The following is a 21,816-nucleotide window of genomic DNA, read 5'->3' on the forward strand; positions in this document are numbered from 1 at the left end:
CTGTCATGGCATTGCAGCACAAGAGCAGCCTTGGAAATCGGGGAACAGCATGGAAGCCGTAGTTTACGAGGGCGCGAGCGTGGTCCTGCCGGACCGCATGGCAGAGGTCGCGGTCCGGGTTGAGGGCGGGGTGATCACCGCACTGGACGGGCCGCGCGACGGCGCCCGTGTGGTCGATGCCAGGGGCCAGATCCTCGCCCCCGCCATGGTCGACATCCACGGCGACGCCTTCGAACGCCAGCTGATGCCGCGCCCCGGCGTCGATTTCCCGCTGGAGGCCGCCCTGCTGGAGACCGACCGCCAGCTTGCCGCCAATGGCATCGCCACCGCCTACCACGCCCTGACGCTGAGCTGGGAGCCGGGCCTGCGCTCGCTTGATACCGCGCGGGCGGTGGTCGACGGGCTCGAACGGCTTGCGCCGCGCCTGACGGTGGAAAACCGCGTCCAGCTGCGCTGGGAGACCTTCTGTTTCGAGGCGCTGCCGCTGATCGAGCAGGCCCTCGCCGGCAGCCTGGCCCCGGCGATCGCTTTCAACGACCATACCTCGATGGCCGTCCTCCACCCCGGCACGCCCTTGCAGCAGCGCCCCTTCGACCATGACCCCGGCTTTCCGGTGACCGACATGGCGGGCGAGGCCTTTGCCGCCAAGATGGCCGACCGCGCCAAACGCTCGGGGCTGAGCCAGCCCGCCTATGTCGACCTCATCACCCGGATCTGGGCCCGCCGTCCCGACGTACCCGCGGCGATTGCCGATGTCGCGGCCAAGGGCCGCGCGGCGGGCGTCCCCATGCTCAGCCACGACGACACGCAAACCGAAACCCGCGCCTATTATCAAGGCCTTGGCGCGCGTCTTTGCGAGTTCCCGATGAACATGGCCGCAGCAACTGCGGCGCGCGAAGGCGGCGACTGGATCATCTTCGGTGCCCCCAATGCGGCGCGCGGCGGCAGCCACCTCGGCTCGCCCGGCGCGGGCGAGATGATCGAGCGTGGCCTTTGCGATATCCTCGCCTCGGACTATTTCTACCCCGCCATGCTGACCGCTGTCGCCAAGCTCAAAGCCGATGGCAAGGGCACGTTGCCCGACCTCTGGAAGCTGGTCGCCACCAACCCGGCCCGCGCCTGCGGCCTCACCGACCGGGGCGAGATTGCGCCGGGCCAGCGCGCCGACCTTGTGCTGCTCGACTGGCCCGAAGGCGGCACCCCGGCCCCGCGCCGGACCCTTGTCGCCGGGCGCAGCGCCTATGCGGCGATGTCTGCGGTCTAGATCTCCAGCACCGGCCACAAGGACAGAACCAGCAGCGCCGCCATCGTCCAGTTGAACCCGGCCAGGCGGCGCGGGTTGGACAGGACCGCGCGCAACCGCTCGCCGGCAAAGGCCCAGAGCGAGACCGAGGGCAGGTTGACCGCGGCAAAGACCGCGCAGACCACCAGAACCGCGCCGATCCCGCCCTGGCCATAGGCGCTGATCGCCCCCAAAGCCATGGCCCAGGCCTTGGGGTTCACCCATTGAAAGGCCGCCGCCTGCAGAAAGGTCATCGGTCGCGCTGCGACAGCCCCGCGCCCTGCGCCCGGGGCCGCAGCATGGGCGATCTTCCAGGCCAGCCAGAGCATATAGAGGACCGAGGCCACCTTCAGCACCAGCTTGCTCGCCGGCAGCGCCTCGAAAATGCCCGAGAGGCCAAGGCCGACCAGAAACACCATCAGCCCATGACCAAGGCTGACCCCCAGCATATGCGGCAGGGTCTGCCTGAAGCCAAAGTTCACCCCCGAGGCCATCAGCATCAGGTTGTTCGGCCCCGGCGTGATCGAGGTCACAAGGGCAAAGGACAGAAGTGCGAGCAGGATTTCATGTGTCATGGCGCAATTCTTCCGCGCCTTTCGGTGCATTTGGTTGCAATCACGCGGGCTCTGCCGGAATATTCGCAACAAATGACGAAGATGGATGAGATAAACACCCGAATATTGCGCGTGCTGTCGCAGGATGGCCGCATCTCCAACCTCGATCTTGCGGATCGGGTCGGCCTGTCGCCCTCGGCCTGCCTGCGCCGCGTGCAGGAGCTGGAGCGGTCCGGCGTCATCACCGGCTACCGCGCCGTGATCGATCGCGAAAAGGTCGGCGCCGGTTTTGCGGCCTATGTGACGGTCGGGTTGAACAGCCACACCAAGGCCGCGCAAGAGGCTTTCGAACGCGCCGTCTCCCGCGCGGCCGAGGTGCGCGAGTGCCACAACGTCACCGGCACCGTCGAATATCTCCTGCGGGTCGAGACCCGCGACCTTGCCCACTACAAGCATTGGCACACCGAAATTCTCGGCACCCTGCCGCAGGTCCATGCCATCACCACCTTTGTCGTGATGGACAGTCCCAAGGACGACCGGGCGTAAGGCGCAGCCGCTTCCCCATGGCGCCGGAATTGCTTTTCGGTGGCCAAGGGCGCATCATCGAAGGGCCATGACTGGAAGGGTGGCGCCGCCGCGCGGGCCGACGTGGAGGATGACAGAATGGAAGACACCGACGCCCTTTTCGGGCTGTTGCGGCAGGCCGCAGATCCCGGCGTTGCGACCGCCATCGAGGCCCTGATTCGCGACGGCGCGGACCGCGACCTGAACCGGGTGAATGTGCCCGCCTTTGCCAGCCGGACGGGGCTGAACGAAGAATTGGCGATCAACGGCTTCCTGCATGCCACCGCCCTCGGCCTGTTCGAGATGTCTTGGAATGTGCTTTGCCCGGGATGCGGCGGCGTGCTGGACACCAACGCCTCGCTCAAGACGCTGGCGAAACCCGAATACAACTGCGCGCTCTGTTCCGCAGATTACGCTCCGACCCTGGACGACCTGATCGAGGTGACCTTCACGGTCAGTCCGCGGATCCGCCGCATCGCGGCGCACCGTCCGGAGGATCTGCCCTTCGTCGAATTCATGCGCAGCATGTACCTCGGCTCCTGGGTCGACGTCACGGATGAGAGCATGCAAACCCTGCTCGACGAGGCCGTGCTCGATACGATGGAACTGGCGCCGGGCGAACGCGCCGTCATGTCGCTGTCCCTGCCCGAGGGCTATGTCATCGTGTTCGACCCGGTGACCCATGGCGTGCAATTCGTGCCCGTATCAGGCGAACCCGTGCGCGAGCGGCAATCGCTGAGCATCCTCTACGACCGCGACCACCAGCACAGCCGCGAGATTCCCTTGCGGCCCGGTCCGGTGCGCCTGACGCTGGAAAACCGGACCGAGACCCGCGCCCTGCCCGCCGTGATGCTGGCCGGCCACGCGCTGCATGCCTTTCTCGGCGCGCGGCGGCCCTATCTGACCGCCAAGCGCCTGCTGTCCAACCAGACCTTCCGCGACCTTTACCGCACGAACACCCTCACCATCGACCAGCGGTTGAAGATCACCAGCCTGACCTTTCTCTTCACCGATCTGCGCGGCTCGACCGAGCTTTACGAAAGGGTCGGCGATCTGGCCGCCTTCGATCTGGTGCAGGCCCATTTCAAAGTGCTGCAGGACATCGTGGCCGCCGAGGCCGGTGCGGTGGTCAAGACCATCGGCGATGCCGTGATGGCGACCTTTGCCATGCCGGGCCGGGCGGCCGCCGCCGCGCTTCGGATGCGGCAGGCGATGAACGATCTGAACGCGCAAAGCGGCCGGGACGACCTTCTGCTGAAGATCGGCCTGCATGCCGGCCCCTGCATCGCGGTCTCGCTGAACGAGCGGCAGGATTATTTCGGCCAGACCGTCAACATCGCCTCCCGGGTGCAGGGCCTGGCCGATGCCCAGGCGATCTTTGCCACCAAATCCATCGTCGAGGACAGCGACGCCGCCCGGCTCTTTGCCGAGATGCACATGACACCCGTCCTGAAGGAAGTGAACCTGCGCGGCATCGCCCGCAACATCCCGGTTTACGCGGTCGGCTGACCGATCGGCCCTGCCCTCAGGCCCGGGAAACCGGGTTCCAAATCCTGCCGAAAGGTTAACAATTTTTTCTCTTTCCTTTCAAATCAGGGGCTTGCCTCAGATTGCACGCGTGCAATCCCCCAATGTTCCCGATTGATGCCAAGCGCCCAAGGCCCTAGCCTGCCGCCACATTCAGGGAGGATTCCATGTCCGATTATGCCTTCAACACCCTTGCCATCCATGCCGGCGCCGAGCCCGACCCCGCCACCGGCGCGCGTCAGGTGCCGATTTATCAGACCACGGCCTATGTCTTTCGCGACAGCGAACATGCCGCCAAACTCTTCAACCTGCAGGAAGTGGGCTATATCTACTCGCGTCTGACCAACCCGACGGTTTCGGCACTCGCCAACCGCGTTGCGGCGCTGGAGGGCGGTGCCGGTGCTGTCTGCTGTTCCTCGGGTCATGCGGCGCAGCTGATGGCGCTGTTTCCCCTGATGCGGCCGGGCTGCAATGTGGTGGCCTCGACCAAGCTCTACGGCGGCACGATCCAGCAATTCACCAACACGATCCGCAAGTTCGGCTGGTCGGCCAAGCTCGTCGATTTCGACGACCTGAACGCCATCGAGGCGGCGATTGACGAAAACACCCGGGCGCTGTTCTGCGAGACGATCTGCAACCCTGGCGGCGCCATCTCGGACCTCGACGCCATCGCGCGGGTCGCCCATCTGGCCGGCGTGCCCTTGATCGTGGACAATACCACCGCCACGCCCTTCCTCTGCCGCCCGATTGAACATGGCGCCACCCTCGTCGTCCATTCGGCCACCAAGTACCTGACCGGCAATGGCACCGTCACCGGCGGGGTCGTGGTCGATTCGGGCAAGTTCGACTGGTCGGCCATGGGCAAGTTCCCCTCGCTCGCCGCCCCCGAGCCTGCCTATCACGGGCTGAACTTCCACGCGGCCCTGGGCTCGATGGCCTTCACCTTCCACTCCATCGCCGTCGGTCTGCGCGACCTTGGCATGACGATGAACCCGCAGGGCGCGCATTACACTCTGATGGGGATCGAGACCCTGCCGCTCCGGATGGAACGCCATGTCCAGAACGCCCAGGCGGTGGCCGAGTGGCTGGAGAGCGACCCCCGCATCGAGGCGGTGACCTATCCGGGCCTCAAATCCTCGCCCTATCACAACCTCGCCAAGATGATCACGCCGGGCGGCGCGGGAGCGCTCTTCACCTTCGCGGTCAAGGGCGGCTATGACGCCTGCGTCAAGCTGGTCGACAACCTCAAGCTGTTCAGCCATGTGGCGAACCTGGGCGACACGCGCAGCCTGATCATCCATCCCGCCTCGACGACGCACCGCCAGCTGTCGGATGACCAGCGCATCGCGGCGGGGGCGGCGCCCAATGTGGTGCGGGTGTCGATCGGGATCGAGGATCTGCGCGACATCATCGGCGATCTCGATCAGGCGCTGACCAAAGCCACCGCCTCAATACAAAAGGGTGCGTGAGATCACGCACCCTTCAGCACTGACACGCACCCGACGATCTCCGCCGGGTGCGTGATTTCACGCCCCCTGGCTCAGTGGCTGAGCTGCCAGACGATGGTGACCGAGGAGGAGATCCCTACCTCGCCCGCCGCAACCGGCACGCGGGCGGAATCGGCGGCCTTGAACATCACGCCCGGGAAGGGCTGGGCATTGCCACCCTCGGTGATCGAGACGATCGGGCCGAGCTTTTCGCCCGCAGCCTCGGCCAGCAGCTTGGCACGGGCGGCCGCATCGGCCACCGCGCGCTTGCGGGCCTCATCCTCGACCGGGCGCTCTTCGGCGACGCCAAAGGTCAGGCCGTTCAGCGTGTTGGCGCCATCGGCAATCGCGGCATCCAGCACGGCGCCGGTGGTGTCCAGCGCGCGGATCTGCACGGTCAGCATGTTGGAGGCGACATAGCCCTTGACCTCTTGCCCGGTACCGGCGGCATTCGTCACCCAGTTCGGATTGACCGAGAGGCTGGAGGTCTGCATGTCGCGGTCCGCGACCTTGGCCGCGATCAGACGCGCGATGACGGCCGAGACCGCCTCGTTGTTGGCCGCCATGGCGGCGGCGGCGGTGTCGCCATTGGTGGTGACGCCCAAAGTGATGGTCGCCATGTCCGGCACGACATTGACCGTGGCGCTGCCGGTCACGCTGATGGTGCCCGCCGCCGCATCGGCCAAAACGGGAATCGGCATAAGGCAGGCCGTGGAAAGGGCAAGAGCTGTCAGAATACGCATTGGAACCTCCATGATGGCCCCGTCATTGCCTGTGCGAACGGCGGTCGCAAGCTGATCCTTGGCGTCGGTCTGGCTTTTGCTTTCATTCGGCAATTTCCTGCTGTAGGAAGGCCGCGAAACCGGGGGGACGTTCCCGGCGATCTGATGGCTGTGCTAGACGCTCCTCATGAAACCATCCTTTGCGCTCGACTTCCGTGGCGGTCTCGTCACCCTGCTTCACCGAACCTCGCGTGGCTGGAGCCAGGTGGGGTCCGCGGCCTTTGATACCCCGGATTTTGCCGAAGCTTTGGGCTACCTGCGCTCGACCGCGCTTGGCCTGTCGCCCCGGGGCATCACCACCAAGCTGATCATCCCGAATGATCAGATCCTGTACACCCATGTCCACGCGCCCGGCCCCGAACTGGCCAAGCGCCGCCGCCAGATCAAGGCGGGGCTGGAGGGGCGGACCCCCTATGGCATCGAGGATCTGGTCTATGACTGGTCCGGTCCCGGGCCCGAGGTGAATGTCGCCGTCGTGGCGCGCGAGACCCTGGCCGAGGCCGAGGCTTTCGCCATCGAGCACCGCTTCAACCCGGTGTCCTTTGTCGGGGTCCCCGAGGGCGAAGCCTATCCGGGCGAGGCATTCTTTGGTCAAACCGCCCTGTCCGAGACCCTGCTGACCGAGGGCGAGAAGGTCGAACGCGATCAGGTCGCCGTGGCCGTCATCGCCCGCGACTTCCCGCGTGGCGAAGCGGCAGCTGTCACCGAAGCGCCGGCGCCCGAGACCTCTGCTCCCGTGGCCGCAGACCCCGCTCCGCCGTCCGCCGCGCCCTCCGAAATCGAGGCCGCAGCTGCCCTGCCCTTCGACGAACCGGCGGCAGAGCCGGCGCCGATGGAAGAATATTTCAAGCCCTCGGCCTATTCCTCGGCCAAGCCGGTTCCGGCACGGCCCGAGCCGGCCCCTGTCGAACTGCCCAAATCCGAGCTGCCCAAGTCCGAACTGGCGCAATCTGAACTGACCCGGTCCGATCTGACCCGGTCCGATCTGGCCCAGCCCGACCCTGCCCCGGCGGAGCCGCCCAAGAGCCTGACGCCCGCGCCGGAAACGCTTGCACCGGCCCAGCCCCTGGCCACCGAATCGGCCAGGGCCGAGCCGCCCACAGCGCCGCGCCCGCCGGTGGCCGAGTTTGCGGCCAAGCCGACGCCGCCGATGCCCGCAGCACCGCTGCCGCCGCAAGGCGCCGCCTTCAGCGCCGAACCGAAGCCTGGCGCCAAGGCGCCGGTTCCCGAAGCGCCGATGGCGATGGATGTCGCCCCCGAGGCGATCCTGCCCGATGAGGATGATGTGCCCCCGGCGCCTGCGGCCGAAATCGTCGCGGCCTTCGCCAGCCGCCGCACCGCCGCCATCGCGGCGGGAGGTGTGGCCAAGCCCGCCGCCTCGAAGATCCCCGCGGTCGGGGCTGCGCCCAACCCGCGTGCCGCGGTGCCGCGTCCCAACCTCGCCCGCCCGGCAGCCGCCCCGGCGCAACCCGCCGCGGCCAAACCCGGCGCCAGCACGATCCGGCCGCCGATCGGCAAGACCGCCAAGGTCGGCGCCGGCGCGACCGGGGCCTCGGTCACCGCGCCGGGCATTCTGGGCGCCAAGCGCGAACGTCCCACCGTCGCCGCGACCACCGCCGAGACGCCCGAGATCGCCGCCCGCCGCGCCGCGGCCAAGCCGCAGACCGGTCTGGGCAGCCGCCCGGTCGCGACCAAAGGCAAGCCGCGCTACCTGGGCCTGATCCTGACCGGGCTTTTGCTGCTGCTTCTGGCGGCTGTCGCCGCCTGGTCCAGCTTCTTCATCGGCACCAATGACGCGACCGGCGCCCTGACGCCCGAGACCAGCACCAGCCAGACCGCGAGCGTCACCGCGCCGCCGACCGAGACGCCGGCCGAGACGACCGCGACCCCGGTGCCCCCCGAGACGGCCCTCCCGGCGAACGGGACCACCGCGACGGATACCACCGCAACTGCGGCGGCCCCGCAAAGCGCCGCTGTCGATCCGCAGCCCGAGGCAACACCCGGCCAACCGGCAGCCTCGCCCTCGCCCGAGGGTGACACCGCTCAAGCGGCCCTGCCCGCCGATGCTGCGGCCAGAACCGCGACCTCGGCGATGGAAGCTGCGGTGCCGCCGCCCGAGGGGCTGGCCTCCGCCGCCGCCGCGCCGGGGGATGGGACGTCCGGGTCGGTTGCCAACCCCGCGGCCCTGGCGGACAACGCCGGCAAGGACGGGATCGTGCTGGCCGGCGTGGATGCGCCGCCGCGGATTGCCGGTGCCCTGCCGCCACCCAGCCTCGCGGCGGGTGCCGACGCGAGCCCCGCCGCCGAGCCGCCACCACCGCCCTTCGGCACGGTCTACAAGTTCGACGCGGACGGCCGCATCATCCCGACGCCCGAAGGAATCATGACGCCCGAGGGCGTTTTGCTCGTTGCGGGCAAGCCCAAGCAATTGCCGCCTGACCGTCCGGCGGCGCTGTCCGTGCTGACCACCCCGCCAACTGCCAGCGATGCCGCTGCGGCGGCAAGCGCCCCGGCAGGGGCCCCGGCAACCGCGACCCCGAGCGCCAATGTCGCCACGGCGACGGCACCAGCCAATCCTGCCGATGCCGCCACGACCGCCAGCACCCCGGCCAGCACCCCGGCTCCGGGCGCCATCGGATCAGCCGCCGCCGTGCCCGCGCCTTCGCTTCCGGCCCCGGTTTCCCCGGCGCTCCTGGCACCTGCCGCCGCAGCGCCCGAGCCTTTGGCGCAAGACCCGACCCTTGCGGGCAAGCGCCCCAAGGCGCGACCCGCCGCCCTTTCGGTCCCGAGCGACCAGCAGGGCGCCCTGAGCCAGTCGACCACCGATGTCCCCGTCGCCGACAGCCGGCTTGCAGGCTTTCGCCCGCAGGCCCGTCCCGCCGGACTGGCCAGCGCCAAGACCGCCGTTCTGGCCCCTGACACCGGGGCGGATGCCACGGCGGCCTCGGCCTCGCTGGCGGCCAACGGCGCCACGCTCCTGACCTCGCCCAAGCCGCAGGCCCGCCCCTCGGGGATGGATCAGGCCGTCGTCAATGACGCGGTGCAGGCCGCGCTGAACCAGGCGCAGCCGCAAGCCACGGTGAAAGTGCAGCCCGCCGCCAAGGCCCAGGTCGCCGCCAACACGACAGCCGAGCCGTTGGACGAGCCGGATCTCGAATCCCCCGCGCCGAACCTGCCGACCAATGCTTCGGTCGCCAAACAGGCGACGGTCAAGCGCGGGCTCAACACCTCGCAGATCGCACTGCTGGCGGTGTTCGGCACGCCCTCCTCCCGCTTTGCAATGGTCCGTCAGGCCAATGGCGCGGTCAAGCGCGTCAAGGTCGGCGACAATATCGACGGCGGGCGCGTCGCCGCCATCTCGGACAACAGCGTGCAGTACCAGCGCGGCGGCCGGATCGTGACGCTCTCCCTGCCCTCGGGTTGAGCATTTTTCGCGAAAATCGCAATTTTCTGTGACGCGGCAGTTTCCACTGTCATCAGGTCTTTCTATCCTGTGGCCCGAATGTTCTACCAAAACCTGATCCGGTCGGCCCGTCATCCGGGCCGCACCGGATTTTTGATGCCTTGACTCCCTGAAGGACCCGGATGGAAAGCTTTCTGCTGCAAGCCTCGATTTACCTGGGCGCCGCCGTATTGGTGGTGCCCTTGTCGGTGCGGTTGGGCCTCGGCTCGGTGCTGGGCTATCTGGCCGCCGGCATCCTGATGGGGCCGGTGATGGGGCTCGCCGGGGCGGGCACCACCGACCTGCAGCATTTCGCTGAATTCGGCGTGGTCCTGATGCTGTTCCTGATCGGGCTGGAGCTGGAGCCGAAGGCCCTGTGGGACATGCGGATGAAGCTTCTGGGCATGGGCGGCCTGCAAGTCACCCTGACCATGGCAGCCGTGGCGGGGGCGCTTTACGCCTCGGGGATGCAGGTCCAGGTCGCGCTGATCATGGGGATGATCGGGGCGATGTCCTCGACCGCGATCGTGCTGCAGACCCTGGCAGAAAAGAACCTGATGCGGACCGGCGGCGGCCGGGCGAGCTTTGCCGTGCTTCTGACGCAGGATCTGGCCGTGGTCCCGATCCTGTCCGTCATGCCGCTTCTGGCGATGGAGGCGGTGCAGGGCATCACCGCCCAGACCTTCGGCGTGACCAATCCGGTCACCGTGGTCGAAAGCCATGGCACCGATGTGGCCCAGCCCTTGCTGAACCTGATCCAGACCCTGCCCGCCTGGCAGACCACGGCGCTGACGCTGGCCATCGTCGCGGCGATCATCCTGACCGGGCATTACCTGACCCGGCCGATCTTCCGCTTCGTCCACGCCGCCCGCCTGCCCGAGATGTCAACCTTCATCTCCCTGCTGCTGGTCCTCGGCATCGCCTTCCTGATGATGCTGGTCGGCCTCTCCCCCGCGCTTGGCACCTTTGTCGCCGGGGTGGTTCTGGCCAACTCGGAGTTCCGCCACCAGCTTGAGGCCGATCTGCAGCCCTTCAAGGGCCTGCTCATGGGGATCTTCTTCATGACGGTGGGCGTCGGCATCAACTTCGCCCTGATGCTGCGCGAGCCGGTCAAGGTGGTCTGCCTGGTGGTGGGCCTGATCCTGATCAAGGCGGTGGTGCTGTTCCTGATCGGCACGATCTTCCGCCTCAGGCTGCGCGACCGGGCGCTGTTCACCCTCGGCCTCGCGCAGGGCGGCGAGTTCGGCTTTCTGATCATCTCGATCGCGCGTTCCGAAGGGGCGATGCCGGTGGTGGCGGGGCAGATGGCGCAGCTGGTGATCTCGCTGTCGATGCTGCTGACGCCGGTGTTGTTCCTGGTCTACGAGGCCTTGTCGCGCCGCTTCAGCGGGCGGCAACAGACCGAGCGCCCCGCCGACACGATCGAGGAGAAGGGCGCCGTCATCATCTGCGGCATCGGTCGCTTTGGTCAGGTCGTCAACCGGCTGGTGCGCCACTCCGGTCTGCCGACGGTGGTGCTGGACGACAACCTTTCGCTGATCGAGACGATGCGCCGCTTCGGCATCAAGGGCTATTTCGGCGACCCCTCGCGCCCCGAACTTCTGGAGGCGGCAGGCCTCGCCACAGCCCAGGTGCTGGTCGTGGCGGTGGATGAACCGGCGCGAGCGACACAGATCGTCCGCTATGCCCGCTCTCGCCGGCCCGATATCCACATCGTGGTGCGCGCCTATGACCGGATCCATGTTTATGAGCTGTACAAGGCCGGTGCCTCGGACATCGTGCGCGAGACCTTCGACAGCTCGCTGCGCGCCGGGCGCTATGTGCTGGAGAACATGGGTTTTTCGGAATACGAGGCCTCAAACCTGTCGAAAGCCTATTTCCGCCTCGACCGCGCCGCGATGCGCGATCTGGCCGAGGTCTGGGTGCCGGGCCAACCGGTGGACCAGAACCCGGCCTATATCGAGCGCGCCAAGAAGCTGGACCGCGACCTGGAAACCGCATTGATCCAGGAGATCTACGACCTGCGCCCAATGGATGTGAGCGACTAGCGGGCCGCAGGGCCCGCGACCGGGGACTCAGCCCCCGGCCACGCCCGCCTCGGCAAAGGTCGCCATGCCGGAATGGCAATTGGCGGCCGCCTGCACGATGCCGATGGCCAGGGCCGCGCCCGACCCCTCGCCGAGCCGCAGACCCAGCGACAGAAGCGGCGCCTTGCCCAGGGCCTCCAGCAGGCGGATATGGGCCGCCTCGGCGCTGGCATGGCCCGCGATGCAGTGGTCAAGCGCACCCGGTGCCGCCTTGTGCAGCACCGCTGCCGCCGCACAGGCGATGAAACCGTCAAGGATCACCGGCACGCGCAGCACCCGGGCGCGCAGCATGGCGCCGGCCATCGCCGCCACCTCGCGCCCGCCAAGCGCCGCCAGCACCGCCAGAGGCTCGCGCGAGGTAAGGCGCCCTACCCCTGCCCTGACCGCCGCCGCCTTGCGCGCAAGGCCCTTGTCATCCACGCCGGTGCCGCGCCCGACCCAATCCTCCGCCGCGCCGCCAAAAAGCGCGCAGGCGATTGCGGCAGCCGAGGTCGTGTTGCCGATCCCCATCTCGCCCGGGGCCAGAAGGTCGGCCTTGGGGTTGACCGCGTTCCAGCCGGCCAGAAGCGCCGCGACCAGATCGGCCTCGCTCATCGCGTCGCTTTGGGTGAAATCGGCGGTCGGGCGGTCCAGCTCCAGCGCGGTCACCGTCAGATCGGCCCCGAAGGTGCGCGACAGCTGGTTGATCGCGGCGCCGCCATGGGTGAAGTTCGCCACCATCTGCACCGTCACCTCGGGCGGAAAGGCCGAAACGCCTTGCGCCACGACGCCATGATTGCCGGCAAAAATCGCGACCTGCGGCGAGGTGATGCGCGGGCGGTCGGTGCCCTGCCAACCGGCCAGCCAGACCGCGACCTCCTCCAGCCGGCCCAGCGAGCCCGGCGGCTTGGTCAGCTGGCCATTGCGCGCCTCGGCGGCGGCAAGGGCGCCGGCATCTGCGGCGGGCAGCGTGGCGAGGATCTGGCGGAAATCAGCGAGTGTGGCGGGCGTATCGGTCACTTGAGCCTCCATGACAGGTGGCAAAGGGGTAATCCGATGGCGGGCAAATGGCCAGACACAGCGGACCCTTTGCCACCCGTTCCCGACATGCGAAAAGGGCGGCCCCGCAGGACCGCCCTTCATGCCGTGGTGTTGAGCAGCGCCGGTTCAGGCAGCGCGGCCAACCAGAACTTCGCCGACTTTCTTCTGCGCGCCAGCTTCATCGACGCCAGCGACGGCGGCCACTTCGCGGGTCAGACGCTCCAGCGCCGCTTCGTAAAGCTGGCGTTCGGAATAGGACTGCTCGCGCTGGTCATCCGAGCGGTGGAGGTCGCGCACGACCTCGGCAATCGCCATCAGGTCGCCCGAGTTGATCTTCTGTTCGTATTCCTGCGCCCGGCGCGACCACATGGCGCGCTTGACCCGGGCCTTGCCCTTGAGGGTGTCCAGCGCCTTGGTCACCACATCAGGGGTCGACAGCGAGCGCATGCCGATCTCGGTCGCCTTATGGGTCGGAACCCGCAGGGTCATCTTGTCCTTTTCAAAGGAGATGACGAAAAGCTCCAGACGGAGACCGGCGATCTCCTGCTCTTCGATGGACATGATCTTGCCGACGCCATGCGCCGGGTACACCACGAAATCATTCGGGTGAAAGTCGGGCTTCTTCATCTTGGTCATTCAGTCACTTCCTATGGGGCATGGCCCGGACAGACGAAAATTCACCGTGCGTGGCCTAAACCACGCCGTTTTCAGGGCTCACAGTCGTCGGAAAATCAGTTCCCAGGCGAGCAGCTCTGAGACAGATCAGGCATCCTTCATTGATTGTGACATGTGTATAACACAAAAAATGCGAAATTCCAAGAACCGCATCATGCGCTAACACCCGCTTGGGGCTTGTTCCCCAAGGATTCTTTCACACCAAGTTTCAATACCCACAGCAAAGTGAGCGAATCGGGTACGCCTTAAGGCGTAAACCCGCCGGAGGCCTCAGCCGCCGGGGCCGGCGAGTTCGGAGAAGTATTTCTTCAGTTTGTCCTTTTCGCCGTCACGTTCGGCGCTTTCGGGCAGCGGGTCTTTCTTGGTCACGATCACCGGCCACATCTCGGCATATTTGCGGTTGAAGGTGACCCAATGGTCCAGATCCGGCTCGGTATCGGGGCGGATCGCGTCGGCGGGGCATTCGGGCTCGCAAACGCCGCAGTCGATGCATTCATCCGGATGGATGACCAGCATATTCTCGCCCTCGTAGAAGCAGTCCACCGGACAGACTTCGACGCAGTCGGTGTATTTGCAGGCGATGCAGTTGTCGATCACCACATAGGTCATGGCCGTTCAATCCTCAGAATTCCGCGTCGTCTGACTAGACGAGGCGCGGCGATCATTCAAGAGACGAAGCTTCTTCCGGCGGTTCTGGCGCATCAAGGTCGGCATAGAGTGCCTGCGCTTCGGGCGCCGGGCCGCGTCGGAGCCCCAAAGACAGGATGCGGATCACCCGGATCCGGTTGCCCTGCGGAAAGGTCAACACATCGCCCGGGCCGACCGCATGGCCCGGCTTGACGCATCTTTGCCCATTGAGGCGCAGATGGCCGCCGGTCACCACCTCGGCGGCGAGGTCGCGCCCCTTGAAGAAGCGCGCCTGCCACAGGTATTTGTCCAGCCGCAGTTTCGGGCTGTCAAAGGTCCGAGATTTTGCCCCGGGCCCCGCCAATCACTTGTTCAGCTTGAGCGCTGCCAGAACAGCGAAGGGATTGTCCGGATCGACCGGCTTTTCCGCCCGCGGCGGCCGCGCTTCAAAGCTGCGCTGCGGCTTGGCATCGGATTTGGCGTCGTACTTGCCATCCTTCGGGCGCGGCTTGCGGTCGCCCTGAGAACGCTCGCCCTGCCCGCGATCGCCTTGCGGACGCTCGCCCTGGCCATCGCGCGGCTTGCCCTTGTAGCCACCCCGGTCGCCACCTTCGCGGCGCGGCTTGGCCTCGGCGGGGACTGCGGCGGCTTCGCCCTCGACCGCAGGCGCGGCGGGTGCTGCATCGCGACGCTGGCCGCGATCGTTGCGCGGGCCACCCGAGCGCGGGGCGCGGTCGCCGCGCGGCTCGCCCGCCTGTTCGGTGCGGGCCGGGCGGGCCGGACGCTCGGCGCGTTCCGGGCGCGGGCGCGGCTTAGGCGCCCAGGTGAAGGTGACGAAGCTTTCCATTTCCGGCGCCGGTTCGGCGACAGGTTCCGCCGCAGCCTCGCCTTCGACGGCTTCGGCCACCACGACAGGCTCTTCCGGCACCGGGTTGATCAGCGAGACCTCTTCGGGCACCGGGTTCAGCGAGACCGGCTCCTCGGCCTTGACCTCAACCACCGGGGCTGCGGCCTTGACCTTGACGCGTTCGCCCTTCTCGCCCTTGTAGCCCAGACCGCCCATCAGATCGACGAACTGTTCCAGCGTCATGCCGGTGATCGACAGCATGTCCGGCGTGGCCTCAAAGCCCACACGGCTGTCCTTGGTGCGCAGGATGTCGGCCAGACGTTCCAGCATGTCGATGCGGATCGCCCGGGTGCCCGAGGGGTGGTAGCCCGACAACGTGTAATGGCTGCGCGGCACTTCGGCCAGGTTCGGGATCGTCACGAGGCCCGGAGGCGGGCTTTCGGGGAAGTCCTGCAAGCCGTTCCAAAGGCTCCACAGCACCAGACGCAACCGCGTCGGCGCCGGTTTCAGCAGCAGCGGCAGGAAGATGGTGAACTGGCCGAACCGCACGCCATGCTTGCGCAGGGCGGCACGGGCGTCCTGATCCAGCGCCTTGACATCGTTTGCGACCTCATCGCGCGGGATGACGCCCATCGCCTCGACCAGACGGAAGGCGAAGCCGCGGGCCAGCCCGGTCAGCGCCTCGTCCCGGCTCATCGCCGCGAGGGGCTCGAAGAGGGCGGCAATCTTGCGGTCGATGAAATGCTGCGCGCGGCGGCGCACCTTGTCGGCCACATCGGGGCCGGCTTCCTCGTCGACAAAAACCTCGACCTGCGGGCGGAGCGATTCACCGCCCTTGACCAGCTTGCCCACGGCAGAGTTGCCCCACATCAGCCCGCCCTGAGTGGTGTAATCCATCTCAGTGTCCGGGGCGTTGTAGAAGCGGTCTGCGCGCAGATGGAATTCGGGCTTCAATGCCGCAAGGGCTGCCGTGCGCAGGGTCTGCGCCTCTTCCGGTGACTTGGTCGCGTCTTGCCGGAACCGGAACCCGTCCAGCTTACCCACGAATTCGCCACTCACCGTGACTTCACCCTTGTCATTCACCTCGGCCACGAGGGTCTCCTTCTGCTTCAACCGCCGCAACAGCACTGACGTGCGCCGGTCAACAAATCTTTGCGTCAAAGCCAGATGCAGGGCATCTGACAGGCGGTCTTCTACTGCACGCGTCTCGTCTCGCCAATGGCTTTCGTCTTCGACCCAGCCTTTGCGTTGCGCAACATAGGTCCAGGTGCGGATATAGGCCAATCGTTTGGAGATTGTATCAATGTCGCCGCCGGCTTTGTCGATTCGTTCGATGGCTTTCTTCAGCCAATCGGCGGGGATGCGCGTCTGCGACAGGCCGCGCCCGGTGAGAAAGTCGAAGATTCGGGCGAGGAGCGTCAGATGTTCGTTGTCCGAGGCGTTGCGGAAGTCCGGCACCCGGCAGACATCCCACAAGAGCCGCACCCTTTGCGGGCTGGTCAGCTTTCCTACGACCTCCGGCAGGCCCGAGAGGTATTTCAGCGCCAGCACGTCATCGGCATCCCTGGCGCGCGACAGCCAGGGGTTGAAGGTCGGCAGTTCCAGCGAGCGGATCAGCCTTTCGGCCGAGCCGAAGTCCAGATCGGCATTGCGCCACATCAGCTTGCGCACCGGATCGAACTTGTGCGCCTCGATCGCCTCGATCTCTTCCTCGTCGAAGGGGCGCGCCTCGCCGGTCACGCCAAAGGTGCCGTTTTCGGTATGGCGCCCAGCGCGGCCAGCGATCTGGCCGATCTCCTGCGTGTTGAGCATCCGCATCCGCCGCCCGTCGAATTTCGAGGTTGAGGCGAAGGCCACATGCTTGATATCAAGGTTCAGCCCCATGCCGATGGCATCGGTGGCGACGAGGTAATCGACATCGCCGTTCTGATACATCGCGACCTGCGCATTGCGGGTGCGCGGGGAAAGCGCGCCCATCACCACCGCACACCCGCCCTTGGTGCGGCGGATCAGCTCGGCGATGGCATAGACATTTTCAACACTGAAGCCGACGATGGCCGAGCGTTCCGGCATACGGCTTATCTTTTTCGAACCTGCGAAGGTCAGGGTCGAAAACCGCTGCTTCTTTTCGAACTGCACGCCGGGGATCAGCCCCGCAATCGCCGGGCGCATCGTGTCCGAGCCTAAGAACAGCGTCTCGATCAACCCCCGCGCATGCAGAAGCCGGTTGGTGAAGACATGGCCGCGTTCAGGGTCGGCGCAAAGCTGGATCTCGTCGACCACGACGATATCGGCGCCAATCTCGAGAGGCATCGCTTCGGTTGTCGCCACCCAGTAATGCGGGCGGTCGGGGATGATCCGCTCCTCGCCCGTGATCAGCGCCACCACCGAGGGGCCGCGCAGCGCCACCACGCGGTCATAGACCTCGCGCGCCAGCAGGCGCAACGGCAGGCCGATCACCCCGGTGCGGTGCGACAGCATCTTTTCGATGGCATAATGGGTCTTGCCGGTGTTGGTCGGCCCAAGGACCGCCGTCACCCGTGAAGGCTCTTGCACTTACAGCTCCTGACCGCCGAGCTTGGCGTCCAGCCGTTTCACCGACTTCGCCACATCCGTCATATGGGGATTCAGCTTCAGGGCCTCGCGGTAGACTTCCAATGCCTTGTCAGGCTCGTTCAGCTGTTCAAAAATCATCCCCAGCCCGGCCAGCGCGCCGAAATGGCGCGGGTTGAGCGACAGGGTCTTGGCGATATCGGCGACCGCCAGACCGAACTGGCCGATCTGGTAATAGGCGATGGCGCGTTCGTTATAGCCCTCGGCAAAGTCGGGCGCGTGATCGATCAGGGCGGTCAGATGGTTGATCGCGGTCTTGGCATCGCCATCCGCCATCGCCCCCTCGCCGCGCCGCAACAGAAGGTCCATCGAGGCGGAGCCGGATTTCGACCATTCCAGCAGGATCTCCTGCGTGATCTGGCCCGCTTCTTCATCAGTCGCGGTCTGCAGCTGCTGAAACAGGTCGTCCAGCCGCTTGGAATCGGCAAGGGCCGGCATCAGCCCTGCTACAATCAGCAGAACCGTGACAAGCAGGCCATTGGCAAGGCGTCGCAGGGCTTTCATAACCCCAAGGTAACGCATGGCGCCGGAAATGCCAGAGCCCCCACCTCACGAAGGAGACAGGAATGAGCAAAGTGATCGACGCGGCGGTGGAAATGCTTTCGGCAAAGGCCGCCGAGAAGGCCGCGGGCTTTGACGGTGTCGCGAAATTCGTCCTGATCGGCGAAGGCACGATCATGTTCGACCAGAACGGCGCACGGGCGGGGGATGAACCGGCCGATGTGACCCTGACCGCCACGACCGAAGTCTTTCAGGCCCTGATCGCGGGCGAGCTTTCGGCCACCAGCGCCTTCATGTCGGGCAAGCTGAGCGTGGATGGTTCGATGGGTCTGGCGATGAAGCTGGGACAGGTCCTGAGTTGAGCGCCCCGCTCTACAACGCGCTGGCCGAGGGCCCGGAGGAGGCCGAGGCCGATTGGCTGCACGCCGCCGACGGCACCCGTCTGCGCGCAGGCTTGTGGAACGCCAGTGCTGCACGGGGCACGGTGTTTCTGCTGCCGGGCCGGTCGGAATATGTCGAGAAATACGGCCGCACCGCGGAATTTCTGGCGCAGGCGGGCTATGCGACCCTGTCGATCGACTGGCGCGGTCAGGGCATGTCGGACCGCGCCCTGCCGGACCGGATGGTCGGTCATGTCTCTGATTTTGCGGAATATCAGAGCGATCTTGACGCGCTTCTGACCTTTGCCCGCGCCCGCGGCCTGCCCGAGCCCTGGCATCTGATGGCCCATTCGATGGGGGGCTGCATCGGCCTGCGCGGGCTGATGCGCAACCTGCCCTTCCGGACGGCGGCCTTCACCGCGCCGATGTGGGGCATCCTGATCCCCGCCTGGCAGAAACCCCTGGCCGAGGTCCTCTCGGCCCTGTCGCGGCACCTGCGCTTTGACCACCTTTACACCCCCGGCACCGGGCCCAAGACCTATGTGACCGACGTGCCCTTTGCCGGCAACACGCTGACCACCGATGCGGTGATGTGGGATTACATGAAGCAGCAGGCGCTGGCCCATCCCGAACTGTCGCTGGGGGGCCCGAGCCTCGGCTGGCTGCGGGCGGCGCTGGTCGAATGCCACGCGCTCAGCCTCTTGCCTGCGCCGGGTATCGCCTGCCTCTGCGCCTTGGGCAGTCAGGAGCGGGTGGTTGACCCGCGGCCAATCCTCCGCAGGATGCAAAACTGGCCCGGCGGCAAGCTCATGCTGGTCGAGGGCGCCGAACACGAAGTTCTGATGGAGCGCCCTGCCCTGCGCGAGGGATTTCTGACCGAAGCCGTGGCGCATTACGCCCGGGGCTGAGGCCGTCAGATGTTGATCTGGGTGAAGCCGTCGCGCAAAGCCCGGCTCCAGGCCTCGCTCATTTCGCGAAACGCCTCGTCGCCGGCTTCGATGCGGCGGCGGCTGGTGACCTTCAGCGCGTCCTTGGCGATCACGCACAGATCCAGGGGCATCCCGACCGACAGGTTCGAGCGCAGCGTCGAATCCATCGACAACAGCACCGCCTTCTGCGCATCGGCCAGCGAGGTCGTCATCTTCACCACGCGGTCAAGGATCGGCTTGCCGTATTTGTGCTCGCCGATCTGCAGGAAGGGGGTGTCCTCGGTCGCCTGGATGAAATTGCCCTCGGGATAGATCAGGAACAACCGCATCGGGCCATCCCGCCTTTGGCCGGCCACGATCATGCTGGCGGTGGCGCCCTGCTTCATCGCGTTCAGCTTCTCGTCGATCTCGCCGCGCACCTCGGCCAGCATGTTGCCGATGATGGTGGCGGCCTTCAGCATGGTCGGCGCCTTCAGGATCGAGGTTTCCTCCGTCGAATCCGGGTCTTCGACCGCGTCCTGCAGCCGGGCGATGGTGGTCTGGGTCACCGACAGCGAACCCGCCGTCATGATGCAGATGATCCGCTCGCCCGGTTCCTCGAAGAAGAACATCTTGCGATAGGTCGAGATATTGTCGAGCCCCGCATTCGTGCGGGTATCGGACAGCATCACGATGCCTTCGTTCAGCAGCAGCCCCACGCAATAGGTCATTCTTACTTCCCCGGTTCGATGGGGTGACCCTATTGCTGCGTTGCCAGAACCGCAACCGTCACATCAAGGCTTTCTGCCCCGCTGGAGCGCGCAGAGCCGCGAATTGGGGCGGCTTCGCGGGCATCAAGGCCCGAACCCAACCGGACGTAGCGGTCATCCGGGCAACACTCGTTTGACGGGTCGAATCCGACCCAGCCGAGACCCGGGATATGCAGTTCAGCCCAGGCGTGTGCCGCTTCGTGCGGCTCGCCCTCGGCGTCAGCCAGAAGATAGCCCGAGACATAGCGCGCCGGAATCCCGTTGGCCCTTGCGATGGTGCAAAGCGCATGGGTGTGGTCCTGACAGACGCCCTCGCCCTGCTCCAGCGCCTCGGCGGCGGTGGTGCGGGCATGGGTGGAGCCGGGGCGATAGGCGATCGCCTCGGACACCGCGCGCGACAGGGCGTGGGCCATGGCCAAACGGTTATCAATCCCCTCGGCCACGGTGGCCAGCGTGATCAGGCCGCCGGTCAGTTCGGTGGCGGTCGTCTCGCCCAGATAGCATTCGGGGGCGGCAAGTTCGCGGTGACCGCGCAGCACGCCCGCGGTATCCGAGGTTGCCACCCGGCCGCGCACCCGCACCTCGATCTCGCTGACCGGGCCCTTGACGCTCCAGCCCTGCACCCAATCGCCAGCCCCGTCGCGGAAGCCGCCGCCCTTGACCCCGCCCGAGACGGTGACCTCCCAGTCAAGCACCTGCTGGCCTTCGTGGACCGTCGGCATCAGGCGGTGGCTTTGCACCACGCCGCGCACCGGGCTGTCGTAGCGGTAAAGCGTCACATGGTCGATGAGCAGCAGCATCAGCGCATGTCTCCCGAAAGGTAGGTGTTGTGGACCATCCCGGCGATTTCGGCGGTGTTGATGATGAACCGGCCAAGGAACTCGTGCAGGCCCTCTTCAAAGATCGCTTCCGAGGTCAGCCCGTCCAGCTCGGCCTGCAGGGCCGCGGCCTTGTCCTGTGCTTCGGTCGATTTGCCGTAGATCTTGGCGATCCGGCTCAGGTGCTGGTTCACATCCGTCACGCAAGTGATCAGGGCGCGCGGGCAGTGCGGGTTCAGGATCAGGAAATGCGCGATCTTCTGCGCCGTGACCTCGCCGCCATAGGCCCAATGGAAGGCCCGGTTCAAGGACAGGGCGCGCAGCATCATCGCCCATTGGTCATTGTCCACGCCCGAGCCCACGCCCATTCGCGGCAGAAGGACGTAGTATTTCACATCCATCAGCCGCGCCGTCGCATCGCCCCGCTCCAAAGCGTAGCCGAGCGTCAGGAAGTCGTAGCCGTCGTTGCGCAAGAGGGTCGCGTCGATGGCGCCGCGCACCATGGCCGCGTGTTTCATCGTCCAGTCGGTCAGGCGCGACAGTTCCAGCTGGCTGCGCGGGGTGCGCTCGATCTGGCGCAACTCCTGAAAGGCGGTGTTGAGCGCGTCCCACACCTGCCCCGTCAGCGCCGTCCGCACGATCCGGCCATTCTCGCGGGCTTGGGTGATGCAGGAGGCCACCGAAGACGGGTTGTCGCGGTCAAAGAACAGGAAGCTTTCGATGTTGCGCTGCACCGCCTCGTCATATTTGCGGGCAAAGGCCTCCTGCGTGCCGGTCGATTGCAGGATCGAATCCCATTCGTTGCGATAGCCCTGCGCCGAGGGCAGAAGCGAGATCCGCGCCCCCACCTCCAGCGAGCGTGCCGCCGTTTCGGCGCGTTCCATGTAGCGGGCGATCCAGTAAAGGTTATCAGCGGTTCTTGATAGCATGAC

19 protein-coding genes are annotated in these 21,816 nt (G+C 66.5%); 8 read left to right on the forward strand and 11 right to left on the reverse strand.

Annotated features, from left to right (window positions below; translation table 11 throughout):
- The first annotated feature begins 49 nt into the window (after positions 1-49).
- Positions 50-1,264: an alpha-D-ribose 1-methylphosphonate 5-triphosphate diphosphatase gene (locus AC1DVR_RS08215; RefSeq protein ID WP_478000067.1), complete on the forward strand. Its 1,215-nt coding sequence runs from the start codon at positions 50-52 to the stop codon at positions 1,262-1,264.
- Here AC1DVR_RS08215 and AC1DVR_RS08220 read toward each other — a convergent pair.
- The gene (locus AC1DVR_RS08220; RefSeq protein ID WP_478000068.1) at positions 1,261-1,857 is read right to left on the reverse strand and encodes a LysE family translocator; all 597 of its coding nucleotides are present in this window, start codon (positions 1,855-1,857) and stop codon (positions 1,261-1,263) included. The genes AC1DVR_RS08215 and AC1DVR_RS08220 overlap by 4 nt on opposite strands.
- Positions 1,858-1,929: 72 nt before the next feature.
- On the opposite strand from AC1DVR_RS08220, the gene AC1DVR_RS08225 reads away from it, so the two are divergent.
- The 3 genes from AC1DVR_RS08225 to AC1DVR_RS08235 all read left to right on the forward strand — a co-directional run bounded on the left by AC1DVR_RS08225 (position 1,930) and on the right by AC1DVR_RS08235 (position 5,396).
- Positions 1,930-2,382 (forward strand): Lrp/AsnC family transcriptional regulator, encoded by a 453-nt coding sequence (locus tag AC1DVR_RS08225; protein WP_478000069.1) that lies wholly within the window; start codon positions 1,930-1,932, stop codon positions 2,380-2,382.
- Between the two features lie 117 nt (positions 2,383-2,499).
- Positions 2,500-3,909, forward strand: coding sequence for a DUF5939 domain-containing protein (locus AC1DVR_RS08230; protein WP_478000070.1), 1,410 nt, complete (start codon positions 2,500-2,502; stop codon positions 3,907-3,909).
- 185 nt (positions 3,910-4,094) lie between these two features.
- Entirely contained in the window at positions 4,095-5,396 is a 1,302-nt protein-coding gene (locus AC1DVR_RS08235) for an O-acetylhomoserine aminocarboxypropyltransferase/cysteine synthase family protein (protein ID WP_478000071.1), read from the forward strand.
- A gap of 71 nt (positions 5,397-5,467) precedes the next feature.
- Here AC1DVR_RS08235 and AC1DVR_RS08240 read toward each other — a convergent pair whose 3' ends face one another.
- On the reverse strand, positions 5,468-6,157 hold the full coding sequence (locus tag AC1DVR_RS08240; RefSeq protein WP_478000072.1) for an SIMPL domain-containing protein: 690 nt from the start codon (positions 6,155-6,157) through the stop codon (positions 5,468-5,470).
- A gap of 166 nt (positions 6,158-6,323) precedes the next feature.
- Between AC1DVR_RS08240 and AC1DVR_RS08245 the strand changes: the two genes are divergently transcribed.
- Both AC1DVR_RS08245 and AC1DVR_RS08250 read left to right on the forward strand, forming a co-directional pair.
- Positions 6,324-9,620: a hypothetical protein gene (locus tag AC1DVR_RS08245; RefSeq protein ID WP_478000073.1), complete on the forward strand. Its 3,297-nt coding sequence runs from the start codon at positions 6,324-6,326 to the stop codon at positions 9,618-9,620.
- Between the two features lie 161 nt (positions 9,621-9,781).
- Entirely contained in the window at positions 9,782-11,686 is a 1,905-nt protein-coding gene (locus tag AC1DVR_RS08250; RefSeq protein ID WP_478000074.1) for a cation:proton antiporter domain-containing protein, read from the forward strand.
- A gap of 27 nt (positions 11,687-11,713) precedes the next feature.
- Here the strand turns inward: AC1DVR_RS08250 and cobT are convergent, their stop codons facing one another.
- The 6 genes from cobT to AC1DVR_RS08280 form a co-directional block, all read right to left on the reverse strand.
- Positions 11,714-12,736, reverse strand: a complete 1,023-nt coding sequence (cobT, locus tag AC1DVR_RS08255; protein ID WP_478000341.1) for a nicotinate-nucleotide--dimethylbenzimidazole phosphoribosyltransferase — start codon at positions 12,734-12,736, stop codon at positions 11,714-11,716.
- Positions 12,737-12,871: 135 nt separating this feature from the next.
- Positions 12,872-13,381, reverse strand: a complete 510-nt coding sequence (locus tag AC1DVR_RS08260; RefSeq protein WP_478000075.1) for a CarD family transcriptional regulator — start codon at positions 13,379-13,381, stop codon at positions 12,872-12,874.
- Between the two features lie 309 nt (positions 13,382-13,690).
- The gene (gene fdxA / locus AC1DVR_RS08265) at positions 13,691-14,029 is read right to left on the reverse strand and encodes a ferredoxin FdxA (RefSeq protein WP_478000076.1); all 339 of its coding nucleotides are present in this window, start codon (positions 14,027-14,029) and stop codon (positions 13,691-13,693) included.
- A 52-nt stretch (positions 14,030-14,081) separates the two neighbouring features.
- Positions 14,082-14,411, reverse strand: coding sequence for an RNA-binding S4 domain-containing protein (locus tag AC1DVR_RS08270; protein WP_478000077.1), 330 nt, complete (start codon positions 14,409-14,411; stop codon positions 14,082-14,084).
- Positions 14,412-17,450, reverse strand: a complete 3,039-nt coding sequence (locus tag AC1DVR_RS08275) for a helicase-related protein (protein ID WP_478000078.1) — start codon at positions 17,448-17,450, stop codon at positions 14,412-14,414.
- A complete protein-coding gene (locus AC1DVR_RS08280) occupies positions 17,451-18,011 on the reverse strand; it encodes a tetratricopeptide repeat protein (RefSeq protein ID WP_478000079.1) in 561 nt (186 codons plus the stop codon). It lies immediately after the preceding gene.
- 62 nt (positions 18,012-18,073) lie between these two features.
- On the opposite strand from AC1DVR_RS08280, the gene AC1DVR_RS08285 reads away from it, so the two are divergent.
- On the forward strand, positions 18,074-18,370 hold the full coding sequence (locus tag AC1DVR_RS08285; RefSeq protein WP_478000080.1) for an SCP2 sterol-binding domain-containing protein: 297 nt from the start codon (positions 18,074-18,076) through the stop codon (positions 18,368-18,370).
- Positions 18,367-19,296, forward strand: a complete 930-nt coding sequence (locus tag AC1DVR_RS08290; RefSeq protein ID WP_478000081.1) for an alpha/beta fold hydrolase — start codon at positions 18,367-18,369, stop codon at positions 19,294-19,296. The genes AC1DVR_RS08285 and AC1DVR_RS08290 overlap by 4 nt, the downstream gene beginning before the upstream one ends.
- Positions 19,297-19,301: 5 nt before the next feature.
- Here AC1DVR_RS08290 and AC1DVR_RS08295 read toward each other — a convergent pair whose 3' ends face one another.
- Genes AC1DVR_RS08295 through AC1DVR_RS08305 form a run of 3 tightly spaced genes read right to left on the reverse strand, consistent with a single transcriptional unit; the run spans position 19,302 to position 21,813 of the window.
- Positions 19,302-20,027: a proteasome-type protease gene (locus AC1DVR_RS08295; RefSeq protein ID WP_478000082.1), complete on the reverse strand. Its 726-nt coding sequence runs from the start codon at positions 20,025-20,027 to the stop codon at positions 19,302-19,304.
- Between the two features lie 29 nt (positions 20,028-20,056).
- A complete protein-coding gene (locus tag AC1DVR_RS08300; RefSeq protein ID WP_478000083.1) occupies positions 20,057-20,866 on the reverse strand; it encodes a transglutaminase family protein in 810 nt (269 codons plus the stop codon).
- Complete coding sequence (locus tag AC1DVR_RS08305; protein WP_478000084.1) at positions 20,866-21,813, reverse strand: alpha-E domain-containing protein; 948 nt, start codon at positions 21,811-21,813, stop codon at positions 20,866-20,868. Before AC1DVR_RS08305 ends, AC1DVR_RS08300 begins: the two co-directional genes overlap by 1 nt.
- Positions 21,814-21,816: the final 3 nt, after the last annotated feature.

The organism is Rhodobacter sp. P2_H5, assembly GCF_056403335.1.

What these genes read in the sequence shown, in the direction of transcription:
- AC1DVR_RS08260 (WP_478000075.1), bottom strand. Translation starts at nt 13,381, where the DNA reads ATGACCAAGATGAAGAAGCCCGACTTTCACCCGAATGATTTCGTGGTG.
- AC1DVR_RS08245 (WP_478000073.1), top strand. Translation starts at nt 6,324, where the DNA reads ATGAAACCATCCTTTGCGCTCGACTTCCGTGGCGGTCTCGTCACCCTG.
- AC1DVR_RS08240 (WP_478000072.1), bottom strand. Translation starts at nt 6,157, where the DNA reads ATGCGTATTCTGACAGCTCTTGCCCTTTCCACGGCCTGCCTTATGCCG.
- AC1DVR_RS08295 (WP_478000082.1), bottom strand. Translation starts at nt 20,027, where the DNA reads ATGACCTATTGCGTGGGGCTGCTGCTGAACGAAGGCATCGTGATGCTG.
- AC1DVR_RS08250 (WP_478000074.1), top strand. Translation starts at nt 9,782, where the DNA reads ATGGAAAGCTTTCTGCTGCAAGCCTCGATTTACCTGGGCGCCGCCGTA.
- AC1DVR_RS08220 (WP_478000068.1), bottom strand. Translation starts at nt 1,857, where the DNA reads ATGACACATGAAATCCTGCTCGCACTTCTGTCCTTTGCCCTTGTGACC.
- AC1DVR_RS08215 (WP_478000067.1), top strand. Translation starts at nt 50, where the DNA reads ATGGAAGCCGTAGTTTACGAGGGCGCGAGCGTGGTCCTGCCGGACCGC.
- cobT (WP_478000341.1), bottom strand. Translation starts at nt 12,736, where the DNA reads ATGGAGGCTCAAGTGACCGATACGCCCGCCACACTCGCTGATTTCCGC.
- fdxA (WP_478000076.1), bottom strand. Translation starts at nt 14,029, where the DNA reads ATGACCTATGTGGTGATCGACAACTGCATCGCCTGCAAATACACCGAC.
- AC1DVR_RS08280 (WP_478000079.1), bottom strand. Translation starts at nt 18,011, where the DNA reads ATGAAAGCCCTGCGACGCCTTGCCAATGGCCTGCTTGTCACGGTTCTG.
- AC1DVR_RS08235 (WP_478000071.1), top strand. Translation starts at nt 4,095, where the DNA reads ATGTCCGATTATGCCTTCAACACCCTTGCCATCCATGCCGGCGCCGAG.
- AC1DVR_RS08285 (WP_478000080.1), top strand. Translation starts at nt 18,074, where the DNA reads ATGAGCAAAGTGATCGACGCGGCGGTGGAAATGCTTTCGGCAAAGGCC.
- AC1DVR_RS08305 (WP_478000084.1), bottom strand. Translation starts at nt 21,813, where the DNA reads ATGCTATCAAGAACCGCTGATAACCTTTACTGGATCGCCCGCTACATG.
- AC1DVR_RS08230 (WP_478000070.1), top strand. Translation starts at nt 2,500, where the DNA reads ATGGAAGACACCGACGCCCTTTTCGGGCTGTTGCGGCAGGCCGCAGAT.
- AC1DVR_RS08300 (WP_478000083.1), bottom strand. Translation starts at nt 20,866, where the DNA reads ATGCTGCTGCTCATCGACCATGTGACGCTTTACCGCTACGACAGCCCG.
- AC1DVR_RS08225 (WP_478000069.1), top strand. Translation starts at nt 1,930, where the DNA reads ATGACGAAGATGGATGAGATAAACACCCGAATATTGCGCGTGCTGTCG.